11 protein-coding genes are annotated in these 12602 nt (G+C 58.1%); 5 read left to right on the top strand and 6 right to left on the bottom strand.

What is annotated here, in order from left to right; genetic code table 11:
- Positions 1-60: 60 nt before the first annotated feature.
- The 3 genes from ACYX4K_RS07370 to ACYX4K_RS07380 all read left to right on the top strand — a co-directional run bounded on the left by ACYX4K_RS07370 (position 61) and on the right by ACYX4K_RS07380 (position 4070).
- Positions 61-1794 carry a coiled-coil domain-containing protein gene (locus ACYX4K_RS07370; protein ID WP_475092773.1) on the top strand — a complete coding sequence of 578 codons (1734 nt, stop codon included), beginning with the start codon at positions 61-63 and terminating at the stop codon, positions 1792-1794.
- A 26-nt stretch (positions 1795-1820) separates the two neighbouring features.
- Complete coding sequence (locus tag ACYX4K_RS07375) at positions 1821-3632, top strand: hypothetical protein (protein WP_475092772.1); 1812 nt, start codon at positions 1821-1823, stop codon at positions 3630-3632.
- 216 nt (positions 3633-3848) lie between these two features.
- A complete protein-coding gene (locus tag ACYX4K_RS07380) occupies positions 3849-4070 on the top strand; it encodes a hypothetical protein (protein ID WP_476178805.1) in 222 nt (73 codons plus the stop codon).
- Here ACYX4K_RS07380 and ACYX4K_RS07385 read toward each other — a convergent pair.
- A complete protein-coding gene (locus ACYX4K_RS07385) occupies positions 4002-5897 on the bottom strand; it encodes a hypothetical protein (protein WP_475092770.1) in 1896 nt (631 codons plus the stop codon). The two genes, ACYX4K_RS07380 and ACYX4K_RS07385, sit on opposite strands and share 69 nt — an antisense overlap.
- A 346-nt stretch (positions 5898-6243) precedes the next feature.
- Between ACYX4K_RS07385 and ACYX4K_RS07390 the strand changes: the two genes are divergently transcribed.
- Positions 6244-7317: an alpha/beta fold hydrolase gene (locus ACYX4K_RS07390; RefSeq protein ID WP_475092769.1), complete on the top strand. Its 1074-nt coding sequence runs from the start codon at positions 6244-6246 to the stop codon at positions 7315-7317.
- A 73-nt stretch (positions 7318-7390) separates the two neighbouring features.
- Here the strand turns inward: ACYX4K_RS07390 and ACYX4K_RS07395 are convergent, their stop codons facing one another.
- The gene (locus tag ACYX4K_RS07395) at positions 7391-9133 is read right to left on the bottom strand and encodes a hypothetical protein (RefSeq protein WP_475092768.1); all 1743 of its coding nucleotides are present in this window, start codon (positions 9131-9133) and stop codon (positions 7391-7393) included.
- Between the two features lie 96 nt (positions 9134-9229).
- The gene (locus ACYX4K_RS07400) at positions 9230-10030 is read right to left on the bottom strand and encodes an ATP-grasp domain-containing protein (RefSeq protein ID WP_475092766.1); all 801 of its coding nucleotides are present in this window, start codon (positions 10028-10030) and stop codon (positions 9230-9232) included.
- Between the two features lie 318 nt (positions 10031-10348).
- On the opposite strand from ACYX4K_RS07400, the gene ACYX4K_RS07405 reads away from it, so the two are divergent.
- Positions 10349-10828 (top strand): hotdog fold domain-containing protein, encoded by a 480-nt coding sequence (locus tag ACYX4K_RS07405; RefSeq protein WP_475092765.1) that lies wholly within the window; start codon positions 10349-10351, stop codon positions 10826-10828.
- Between the two features lie 32 nt (positions 10829-10860).
- Here ACYX4K_RS07405 and ACYX4K_RS07410 read toward each other — a convergent pair whose 3' ends face one another.
- The 3 genes from ACYX4K_RS07410 to ACYX4K_RS07420 all read right to left on the bottom strand — a co-directional run bounded on the left by ACYX4K_RS07410 (position 10861) and on the right by ACYX4K_RS07420 (position 12599).
- Positions 10861-11154 (bottom strand): hypothetical protein, encoded by a 294-nt coding sequence (locus ACYX4K_RS07410; RefSeq protein WP_043315914.1) that lies wholly within the window; start codon positions 11152-11154, stop codon positions 10861-10863.
- A gap of 462 nt (positions 11155-11616) precedes the next feature.
- Complete coding sequence (locus tag ACYX4K_RS07415; RefSeq protein WP_476178806.1) at positions 11617-11958, bottom strand: hypothetical protein; 342 nt, start codon at positions 11956-11958, stop codon at positions 11617-11619.
- Positions 11955-12599, bottom strand: a complete 645-nt coding sequence (locus tag ACYX4K_RS07420) for a hypothetical protein (protein WP_475092761.1) — start codon at positions 12597-12599, stop codon at positions 11955-11957. Before ACYX4K_RS07420 ends, ACYX4K_RS07415 begins: the two co-directional genes overlap by 4 nt.
- Between the last annotated feature and the right edge of the window lie 3 nt (positions 12600-12602).

Below are 12602 nucleotides of genomic sequence, written 5' to 3' on the forward strand. Positions count from 1 at the left end.
AATGTGAAAAAAATCACACAACTACAACAACATTGATCGTATCTGCCAGGAATCTCACATATGCCCAGCAAGGAATTCAGCTCCATTCGCAGCGAACTTGAACAGCAGCTTGCCCAGGCACGCGCCGAAGCGGAAAAAGCCCGTCAGGCTGCGCAGGACGCCGAACTGGAAAAACAGAAGGCGGAAGGCGAAGCCTCCATCGCCAAAGATCAGGCGGCACAGAGCCAGGAAGCGTTGAATGTGGCCCAGCAGCAGGCCCAGGCAGTGACCGACTCCATGAGCCAGGCCGCCAGCGGTGCGCAGCAATCGAGCTCCTCCGCCAGCGATGCACAACAGCAGGCCAACCAGGCCGCGCAGGCCGCCGCCGAAGCGCAGCGCGAAGCCGCCGAGGCCCGCCAGGCATCGGACAGTGCCGACTCGGAAGCACAGGCCGCCCGCTCTGCCAGTTCCGATGCTGCCGCAAATCAAAGTGAAGCGGCACAGATGGCCAGTACCGCCGGCTCCGCAGCGAGCAGCGCAGAACAACAGGCCAACGCCGCCGGGGCTTCCGCCAGCGATGCACAGACCCAGGCGTCCCAGGCAAACGCCGCGGCGACCGACGCCCAGAACCAGGCCTCTCAGGCGGGGCAATCCGCGGCAGACGCGCAAAACCAGGCTGGCGCGGCGAATAGCTCCGCCCAGGACGCACAGGCGCAGGCCACAGACGCCGGCACCGCGGCCGGCGAGGCACACACCCAGGCCGGAGATGCTGGCCAGTCCGCCGACACCGCGAGAACCGGTGCCGATCAGGCCACAACGGCCGCAACCGATGCCCAGACTCAGGCCGACAGCGCCACGGACGCCGCCAACCGCTCTTCTCAGGAAGCCGAGCGCGCGGCGGAAGCATCGGAAACCGCCAGTACCCTGCGCGACCAGGCACAGAGCGCCGCTGACGTGGCCCAGGAGAGCGAAACCCGCGCGGCGGATGCCGCAGTGAGCAGTGAAGAACAGCAGCTGACCGCGCAAAAAGCGGCGGAACTGGCCCAGCAGCAGGCCCAGGCGATTGCCGAAGAGGCGGAGAGTGCAAAAGAAGCCCGCACAACCGCCGATAGCGAAGCGGAAGAAGCCGACGAGGCCCAGCAGACGGCCAGTGCGGCCGCCGAACAGGCGGAGTCTGCGGCACAACAAGCCGACAGCGACGCCAGCCAGGCCGCCGGTGCCGCAAGCCAGGCGCAGTCTTCCGCGTCACAGGCCCAGTCGGAAGCCTCACAGGCATCTGCTGCCGCATCCGAAGCCCAGTCCGAGGCGAGCCAGGCGGAGTCCGCTTCGTCCGCCGCCGCCAGTGCCGCCTATCAGGCGCACAGCAGTGCGGAACAGACCGACGAGGCACTGCGCCGTGCACAGGACTACCTGGCCCGCGCAGAACAACAACTGCAACAGGCAGAGGCGGCGCGACAGGAAGCCGAGTCCCTGCGCGACGACGCCCGCTCGACCTCTGAACAACTGGCAAAGCTGCTGTCGGATATGGAGCAACAGGCCATCGCCGCGGTGGACAAAACCGAAAGTGAAGCACTGGATGCAAAGAATGCGGCCACCGACGCGTGGAAACACAACGAAAAAGCCATGGACGCAATGATCGACGCGCAAAAGCATATGGACACCGCCGAGCGCTATGCCGGCGAGGCGCAAAACGGCGCGCAACAGATCGTAGGGTTCGTGGACACCGCGCGGGACACCCTGAGCACTGCCAACGACGCCGCCGGCGATGCCCGCGAAGCGGCATCCGATGCGCGCTCTGCAGCCAACAGCATTTAATGCGGTCAACGAACTAGGACACTGTCATGGATTCCACAACCAAAGACCGCAGCGAACTGGAAGCCGCACTGGCGCGGGCTCGCGCGGAAGCCGAACAGGCCCGCCAGGCTGCCCAGCAGGCACAGGCCGACAAACAGGCCGCGGAAATCGAAGCAGGTGTTGCCCAGCAGCAGGCCGCGGCCAGCCGCGAAGCCCTGCAACAGGCACGCAGCACGGCCCAGTCGGCTACCGAATCCGCCAACCGATCAGGCCAGCAGGCGCAACAGGCACAGAGCAGCGCCAATACCGCCCAGCAACAGTCACTGCAATCCCAGCAGGCAACCAGCGAAGCACAGCGACACGCGGCCAGAGCCGGAAGCGCCTCGGATTCCGCAGAGCGCGAAGCACAAGATGCCGGCCGTGCCTCCCGCCAGGCAGAAAACGCATCGCACGAGGCAAGCCGCGCTGCCACGACCGCCAATGCCGCCGCCAACCAAGCGCAACAATCCAGTAGTGCCGCGCAAAGCGCGGCCAGCAACGCACAGGCCCAGGCCGGCAACTCCGCCAGTGCCGCCAGCAGCGCTCAGGGCAGCGCCCAGACCGCCGGTGGTGCGGCGAGCAATGCGCAGTCCCAAAGCAGCAGTGCCAATGCCTCCGCGCAGGAAGCGCAGTCCGCCGCATCCGCGGCCGGCAGCGCCAGTGAGCAGGCGCGCGACCACGCCGGCAACGCTGGCCAGGCTGCCGATGCTGCACGCTCGCAGGCCAACGACGCGTCCCAGGCCGCCGGTACCGCCGCGTCCCAGGCCGGCGATGCCGGGACCGCTGCCACCAGCGCACAAACCGGTGCAGATACCGCGACCGATTCCGCCGGGCGCGCACAGCAGCAGGCCGAGAACGCAGGTGATGCCACAAGTGCCGCGGAAGATAACGCAAACACCGCAAATTCCTCGGCGGAATCCGCTGACACGCAAAAGTCTGCCGCGGAGCGTGCTGCCGACGCTGCCCGCAATCAACAGCAAAGTACAGAAGATCTCGCCACCGAGGCCGCTCGTCTGCGTGCAGAAACCGAACAACAGGCAAACCTTGCACAACAGGCCAGGGAACAGGCACAGCAACAGGCGGAAACCGCCGAGAGAAACCGCCAGTCCGCGGAAGACGACAGCGCCAAGGCCAACGCGGCTTCCTCGCAGGCGGGCAGCGCGGCGAACGAATCTGCGTCTGCAACCGCCCAGGCCACCGCTGCGGTGGGGCGCGCCCAGAGCGAAGTCTCTTCCGCACAGACCGCGTCCGCCAATGCGCAAACCTCTATGCAGTCTGCCGAGCGTTTCGACGATGCCGCGCAGCGGGCGCACGCCACAGCAGACGTCAACGCCAGTGAAGTCGACAAATTACTCGCACAGATCCAGCGGCTGTCCCAGGATACCCAACAGACACGGGACGACACCGACGGCCTCAAGTCCGACATCCAGGATCTGCTGAGTTACGCCGAGGACGCCGCGCAGGAAAGTCGCAGCCGCTTCAACGAGCTGCTCAAAGAAGCCATGGATGCAAAGAATCGCGCACTGGATGCAAAACTGGATGCGTTCAACGCCCAGGTCACCGCCGAAGCCAACCGCGACAAAGCTCAGGAGCACGCCGACGCGGCGAAGGTTTTCGCGGAACAGACCGCGCAGCATCACGGCGATGCCAGCAATGGACTGGGCCAGTGCCTGCGGATGACATCCAGCTGCACAGCAGAAAAAAGTGATGCCCAATCCAGCCGCGACGAGGCTGAAGACTGGGCGCGGGTAGCGGAACAGCGCAAGCGCGAGAAACTGGATAAAGCGAACAGCACACCCAATGGTTGGGCGAATATCTGATATGCCAAGAACAGCAACTGCAAAACCATTCCTGGTAAGCCTGACCGTCGCCAACTCACCCTCTACCCGGAGCGTGTCAACGGCCAGCGACTGCCCCTCCAGGTCCCTGCGGCCACCGAATACCGCTGGCAGATAAAAGCCGGGAACCCCGGCTACCTGCACCTGCTGGGCGTGTATCAAAATGGTGAGGTGGATATATTGCGACAGGATCTGACCATGCGCCAGGCAAACGCCATCACCATCCCGGAAAGCGGCGGTGTGTGGGAGGCGGGGCTGATTGCACCGGACACCCCCACAACGGATTCCTACATTGCACTGGTTACCGATGTGCCACTGACCGAGACGGCGCTGGGGCAGCTGTTAAATGGATCAAGCGTCCACCAGCATTTCGAGTTGGGCCCGACAATCACTGACGATCTTGCTTACGCTGCCCTGTAGTTTCTGCGCGGGTAGCTGTTGCCGTTGCCACTGATTGATCAGCGTATCGATATTCGCCAGGCGCTGGCGGGACTGATGGGATTGCTTTTCGCTGGTCTGGCGCTCGCGCTGTTGCCAGTCTTGCAAGGTGCGGTCCAGCACCAGTTGCCATTGTTTTTTGGTGCGCTCGAGAAAATCGCCGATGCGCGACTGCTTCTCACGGGTCAGTTCCCCCAATAGCCGGCGGCTGCTGCCGAGAACTTCCTCGCGCACGCGGCTGACCTCTTTCTCAAGGCGCTCCTCGTCCTCCCGCTTCCAGCCGTAATAGGTGAACACAAAAGCACCAACAAACACAAAGAAAATAATGACGCCGATCAGCGGGTTATCCCGCAGATTGATACCCATCATCGCCAGCAGTGAAACACTCATCAGAATGACGAAGGCCGCGCGGCGCGCTTCCCCCAAACGCTGAAAAAAGCCGCGCTTGGGCATCTCGCCTTGGTAGCGCATCTCCAGATTCACCGAGCTGGCGAGATCATCAATCAGGCCATCGCGATTGAGCGGATCGAACTCCAGTACCGGTTCCACGCCGGTCTTGCTTTTGAATTCATTGGACAGGGAGCGCTTGAGGGAATCCAGTTCGCTATTGAGCATTTCCGCATCGCGTTTAACCCCGTTTTTCAAGGCGTCGCGCAGAAAACGGGTAAGGGATTCCTGATACTTGTTGCTGAGAGATAGCTTGATCGATTTGTACCCCGTCTCCATCGCCAAATCGTCGATGTGCATGGAGTCGATAAACTGCTTCAACTGCTGACCGGCGTTGCCGGTGCCAGTGTCGTTGCGACGGGCCTTTTCCTGCAGGGATTTATTGATGTCACTCACCCCATCCCCGAGGTGGTTGCGCAGCTGACTGGCGAAACCCATGTCATTGCCCAACGCAGCGCTGGTCTGGGTTTTGCGCGCTTCGCGCTTTTTGCGGCTCTCCAGCTGACGCAGCTCCTGAGACAGCCGCTCGTTGACCGCCTCGACCGCAGTCTCCGCCTTGCGACCGAGCAGCAGCAGTTGCAAGGTCTGGCGCAGCGCATTTTCCGGGCTAGTAAGGAACCCGGGCAGTTCGGCCTCAACATGGGTGGTAATCAGCTTGGGTGGCAGGTTGATCTTGGGGCGTGCCACTTGCTGCCACCAGCCGTTCTCCGGAATACTTACCTCTTCCGCAAGCTCATCCACGGGCAGCAACGGCCAGAAGCCTTCCATCTCCGCCATCAGATCATTGATCACACCGCGCTCGATTTCCGACAAAGCGTAGTGCGGATGCCCTGCCACCATCAGAATATTGGTCTCGCGCAGAATACGTGTCAGTAATGCGGGCGACTCCTGCACAAATTTTGTGCTATCCGGCAACAGCAGGTTGAGGTTTTTCAGGTCGTTTACCCGCTCCGTCACCAGTGTGAGTTCCCGGCCACCGCTGTCCGTCATGCCGGACGAATCGCCCACCACCTGTACCAGCTCCTCCCAAGTATCGAACTCCTGACGCGAGCCACTGCTGTTTTCAACCGCGTAGCCCTTGTCCTTCAGCTGCACTTCCAAAAGGCCGATCTGCCCGGAAATCTGCAGTGAGAAAACCGCAAACTGGTGGCCGTACAGCCACTTCAGCACCCGCTCCCGACTGGGCTTGTCCAGGCACAGCAGCGTGACGGAAAACGGTCGGCGATCCAGAGATTGAATCAGGCTACCGAAGTGCTCGGCCAGCGGCATTTCCGCCTGGCCCTGTTCCAGGGTGGCGGCAAGATTGCGGGCATCGGATACGGTCTGGCGGAAGTGGTTTTCGATTTGCTGGGTGCGGGCCATTGCTACGTCTCGAACTCATTGTGGCCGCCGATGAAGCGGCACGATTTATTCACGGCGAATCATCTACGGAGAGGGACCAGCAGCCATTTTAAACAGAACTCGATGAAATTTGTGATTCCTCGCACACAAATAGCCCCTTGGAGCCATGCCCTGTGGTAGACCCGACAGCCACCGGGAATCCATCGCGGTAAATTCGGTCAGTCATCTATCAGTGCTATGATCATCAGCGCTGCTGTCCAGGTCGTTTTATAAACAGAACAAATTAACAGCGGCGCGATCGTGCAGAGAGCAGAACCACGACTCACCCAGCCGAACATTCGCAATACCTCAAGGAGTACGAAGACTTATGCTGAATGCCACCCGCCAACCGTGGATCCGACTGCCCCTGTTGCCCCGATTTCTTATACCCCTGGTCATGGCCACGCTCGGCCTGATCTGGCCGCCGGCTCCCCTGGCCGCAGCAAGCGCCCCTGCGGTAAAACCCCAGGATGCCCGCCTGAGCGATATGGACTACCCCTACCCGGTCGAGACCTTTGCGTTCCGCGACCAGCAGCAGCCACTGGAAATGGTCTATATGGACGTACCGCCGGCAGCGGACGCCAATGGCAAAACCGTTGTGTTACTGCACGGCAAGAACTTCTCCGGCGCCTACTGGCAGAGCACCATCGATGCCCTCAGCAGACAGGGCTATCGGGTTATCGCGCCGGATCAGATTGGTTTTGGCAAATCCAGTAAGCCGGAGGGCTTCCAGTTCACCTTTCAGGCGCTGGCAGACAGCACAATGGCACTGCTGGACAGGCTCGACGTTTCCCGCGCCACCGTTGCCGGCCATTCCATGGGCGGGATGCTCGCCACCCGCTTTGCCCTGATGTATCCGGAAACCGTCGAAAAGCTGGTGCTGATCAACCCCATCGGCCTGGAAGACTGGAAACGCGCAACCCCCTATCAGCCCATCGAGCAGGCCATCGCCCAGGAAAAGCAGCAGACCCCGGAGAAGGTGAAAAGCTATATGACCGCCGCCTACTTCGACGGCAAATGGAAAGCGGCCTACGACCCGCTCCTGGCCATTCAGGCCGGCTGGACCATTGGCCCGGACGCAGACAAGATTGCGGAAATTGACGCACGCACTTCCGATATGGTGTTTACCCAGCCGGTGCTGTACGAATTCGGCGACCTGAAGGCTCCCACCCTGCTGATTATCGGCACCCGCGATCGCACCGCCATTGGCCGCAACCGCGCGCCGGAGTCCATCCGCGCCGATCTCGGCCGCTATGACAGACTGGGCAAAACAACCGCGCAGGCGATTCCGAATGCGCAATTGGTGGAGCTGGACGGCATCGGTCATGTACCGCAGTTTGAAGACTTTGACCGCTATATGGCCGCACTCACCAAATTTCTGAAAGCTCCCGGCAAGCAGTAAGCGCGGATTAAAAGTCCGGGGGGTAAAATCCGGTGTGCCCGGACTTTAAACATTAAAAGGAAGCGATCGAATACTAGGGCGATCGCGTTCCGCAGAATTCCCGCTCGCAGCGGTTTTCGTAACAGTTCACCAGGGCGTCCCGTGTACAGAGAAAACTCTCGGCCGCGGCGCTCTGCTTACACTCCGCATTCGGGCTCCAACGAATCTCCGCCTTATAGCTACTCCCGCAAAACTCGGCCGCCTGATTCCGCAAATTGGTTTCCGCCAGGTCGATGGCCACGGATCGCTGATAATAGCTGCTGGAACTTCCGCTGAACGGGTAATCGCGCCCCGCTCCCACATAGGCATTTCCGCTCTCTTCTTCGGCACCCGTGGGCTCAGCTTCCTTGGCAGCGGCGACCGCTGCAGGGCTCGCCGTGCCGGGCCTATGCTGTACTTTCTTTCCCGCTTCCGAATCCGATTCCGTAGATTTTCGCTCCGTGTTCGGCATATCGGGCACCGGACGGGGCGCGGTTTGTGCACGGTCGACCATGGCACTGATCTGGCGAGACTGCTGTAACACCTGCGCATTGCGGTTGCTGATGGCGCTGAATGTCGACTGCCAGGTAGCCTGACTAAAGGCTTCCGCGCGCTGCTTTGACGCCGCCGCCCGTGCTTCTGCCTTTTCTATATTCGCCAGGTCGCGGTAGGCGCTTTCGATTCCCTCTGCAGCCTCGTCGATCCATTTCACCGCCTGCGGCACCACCTCCTGCGGCGGTATCATCTTGCGGCGAAGGGAACCGCTGGACTGGGCCCACAACGCACTCTCACGCTGCTGCAGCTGCGCAAATTGAGACTGGTAAGTATTCAGGTCGTACCGCGCCAGCGCATCGCTCCGGCATTCCACATATTCCCGGTTCAGGCGGATACGCTGTTCCACATATATCGGTGCCAATCGCTTATAGCGTTGACGGGACGACTGGAAATCTTTCGGACAACCCTGGGACACGGCAAAAGCATCGAACAGGAGCGGTTCGACCTCTTCGCGCCAGAAGCGGCGATAGCGCGCATCTCCCTCACGGGCATCCGCCAGGGCGGCCCTGTTTTTCAGGTAATAATCGGTAAATGCCTGCTGTTGCTCCCGGGCACGCTCCCCTACTTCCACGGTCAACGTCGCCGTACCGGCAGAGCGCGTGCGTGCCGCAGCTGCCGTGTTCAGAAAGTACAAGCCACCCAACGAGCGGTCTTCCATCCGGCGTTTTACATTGGATGTGAGAAAGTTCAAGTCTCGCATTTCCAGTTCTTCGATCTCGCGCTGGGCAAAGCAGGCATAGCAGTATTGCCAGTCGGTAACCAAGGCACCCTTATACGAACCTGCAGGCGTTTGTGCGGGCAGCCCAAGGTCTTTCTGCTCACTGATATAGGCGCCCTGCTGGAGAAGCGTCTCTGCGCTTACATATTTCAGAGGGATTACCACATACCTGTACAACGGAATCGCCTGCGGTCCCTTTTTCATTTCCAGCCATGCCACAATCATCGGTGTTTTTGCGGACACCAGTTCGTCGGTGCTGCGCAAGCGCTTCACACTGGTAAACTCGGTTGTCGCATAGGTGGCCACCAGCACCGACCTGTCCGTGCGGAACTCGGCGTCAGAATCCTTGTGCCAGTCTGCCGCCCATTGATCGATGCGCGGCTTCTCACTGTGGTATGTTTCAGAAACCACCTGACGTGCCGGCGTGCTACACCCGGCCAAAAGGGCAGCCACAATATTGAGAATCAAAACGCCGAGGCAGGCATAGCGGCGAGAAAGGCGAGCAGAAGAGCGGTATGAAGGCATTTATTATGTCTTTGAGTTCGGCGAGGTTCGAAAAGTCAGGGTCAAAGACTACATCAGGGTTAATAGACGACACAATTTCCAGCGCCGAGTCACGCTTCAAATCGATACAGAACGGCCGGCAAACACCGCGGCAGCGGCCCGCTGACCACTCGCTTCCACGCGCGCTGCTCCCACCAGCTCATTCCAGCGCGCCTTCAATACCCGGTAGTAACTGGCCGCATGGATATCACCAAACGCTTTGAGCGACCAGGCGTCTTTTACCTGAACCAGCGCGGTATGCCCTCTCGCCATCACCCCCCAATCCATGGCAAAGGCCCGCGGCGCGGCAGGGTCGGCCTGAAATGCTTTCAGCGCCCTGTGCACCACGCGCATATCGATGGAGGGCCCCGCTGGACCGGCGTACTGGCCGCCACCCACGATCGTCCCGTCCACCACATACAGGCGGAATTCACACAACCACTCCACCACCTCAGAGGCGTACACATCCAGCGCAGGCGGTGCGTAGTGCAGTGCATTGTTGTCGCACTCCGGGGAATAGACATTGCCCGGCACCAGCCCCCAGGCCACCGATTTGGCAAACGCCATTTCCCCACGCTGAACGCGGTTGAGCAGGTTCCCTGCGGTAGTTGGCCATACGGCCCGGCGGAGATAGGGTCTTAGGGAGGCGGGATAGGGATCAAGAGATGGCGGCGCCGCACCAAGGGTTTTCAACGCATCCTTGACCGCACCAACACAGCCTACAACCAGCTGAGCGTACTTAAGGGAGAGCTTGCCACTGCAAATGTCGAACGGCTCGAACACCTGGGTAGGTATCCGGTTGGCAGTGCAGTATTCCATGATGAGCTTGGACTCTACATCGAAACAACCGTCCAGGCCCTTTTCTACGAAAACGGCCATCTGCAATCCTGTGATTCTTTTTATCGAAGAACAAGTGTAGGCAGAGATTTGGTGTTGTGGGGAATGCGAAGGGACGGCAGGTGAATTCCCGCGCCAGCCACCTATCATCCAAAGACAAGGTGCGGTTCTGGTGAGATCCGAGGTGCCCTTCAAACCTATAAAGTAGGTTATAAAACCCACTTTGCAGGTTTGGGTCACACCGGCAGCGCACCTGTAATCGAAATGGGCAAGCTCGCTGGAGAGATTGATACTTAAGTTGCGACAGGTAACAGTGCAACAATGCTACACGTTATAAGTCAGCAAGATCCGAAACAGCCCATGACCTACGTACCCTCCAAAAGCCCGATTCTGAAACTCTGGAGCACCCTGGGCGGCAACAGCATTGGCCGCTGGCTGGTGAGCAAAATTGTCTGCTTCAATGCCCCCTACTTCAGCTCGATCAAACCGCGCTTTGCTCAGATACAGCCGGGCCTGGTTGAGGTCAAACTGAAGAAGCGCCGCGCAGTACAAAACCACATTAAAACCGTGCACGCCATCGCCATGTGTAACGCTGCGGAACTGGCCGGAGGCGTATGCCTGGACGTATCCCTGAATGGTAATTTCCGCTGGATTCCGGTAGGCATGACCGTCCAATATCTGAAGATGGCCAAAACCGATCTGCGCGCCGTGTGTAGGGTCGACGACTTTCATTGGGATTCAGCACAGGATGTGGTGATGCCAGTGAGCGTATTTGATACCAACGGTGAGGAGGTCTTCCATGCGGATATCACAATGCGGATTTCTCCCAAGAAGCAATAAGTTAGGCCAGCACGAAGGATCGTTGCGATAACTTACGCATTATCGATTTCGTCATTCCACTGTTGCTCGTAGCCTGCACGCTCCAGATACCCACCTAGCGTGCTATAAAGTTTCTCCGTCCAGTACTCCGATGTGCCCTCGCAAGGCAAGTTCACTCCCTGAGCAGATTTATTAACCATGGCCCAGAAAAACTTACTCAGATGTGTTGCTTCCTCCGCGGAACTTACGAAACCCCGGTCAATAATAGCTAGCGTTTCTCCATCGTTGAGCAGATTTGCGAAAAACTTGGCGACAACTTTCTCTTCCTGATATTTGTACTCGATCATAGCGCTACTCCGGCATCTTCAATCACAGATATTCGATCTGCAATGCACTGCAAATCGGTCGAAAGATACCACGCTTAAACACGCAACCCATTGACTAGATCTTAGCCAAGTGGCAAATCTGCAGCATCATATAGTGTCTAATGGCTATTACCGACTGTTGGCCTGCCAACAAACCCCTGATATTTCTTAATTATATTTCGAAGGTCATCCATCGTTCTAAATTGATGAATGTATTGTTAATCCATTTATCCACCTATTCCCTTTATATGCACTGGCTCCTCTCGCCGGCAAAATGCTAACGTAGGTTCCAAAACTAAAGTTTGGACCGTATTTACATGCAGATAAAGAAGTTGAAGGGAAACTGCTTTGCGTATAGCGGGTTAACAGAGCGACCTCTACCGGATATATTGCCCGCAGAAATAAATATGGACCCAATTAACCAGTACAGCTCAAGGGGAGAAATTATCGGACCAATAGCCAACCTACAATCAACAGGAAAAACACCATCCACATTCCCAAAAGATGAAAAATCAGCTGCCGACGTGCCGAGGTCTGCAAGTTGGAAAAAATCTCTTGAACCCCCGCTCGTTCAGCTCTTCTTTTACTCAGACAGTAAATTGCCCAATTGGCGAAAAGAATCACGACTGAAAAAAGAAACCCGAAGTTTTCAGGCTTTCCAAAAAGTTTCTCATTGATACTACTGCTGTGCGCAAAATAAAACCACACTGCATTCACCACGAGCAAACAGAACAAAATTAGAACCGCCGCTCCAATACCAATAATATAAAAGGAGCTTACGCTCATTTTGAATAAACCTCATAAATCTCAGAACTCACACCTTCGCCGAATTCAGAGCCAAATTTTGCGCCGCCGTATCCGCCAACACCCCCGGCAACGATTCCACACCATAAAAGGCTGGTACCAAGCGTTTCAACACCAAAAACCAGGTTGCACACGGAATAACCGACAACTCCCCCAGCCCATCCGCCTAGGATTCCACCGGCGACTTTTCCTGGCTCTACAAATCGTGCCTTCATACAACGAGTAGATTCGGGCTCAAAAGCACAGGCTTTCTGAACATTCGCGATGCCGCCAACCACGTCAATACCAATAGCAACATAACCTAAACGGCTGAATAATGAAGCCGTACGCTTCAAATTTTGGTAGTTACTTGCGAACCCTTTAATACCGTCCGCGTAACCCTGCATTTTCCATTGATGAATCGTAGCTTTACTGCTTATACCAAGCTGACTCTTGAGCCGAACACTCGCGTCAGGCACACCGAAAAGCTCACGCTTTAGCATCCCATTCATCGCTTGGTCCAGTTGAAAATACAGGATTTTTCGCTGACTAAAGAAATGATCAGTTCGTAAGTGGCCATGGTCCCGATAGGTGGTCACAAACAAGCTGTCAATCTGCGAGTTATTGTCAATTCTGGTGTTCAACAG

Source organism: Microbulbifer sp. ABF4_107 (genome assembly GCF_056312215.1).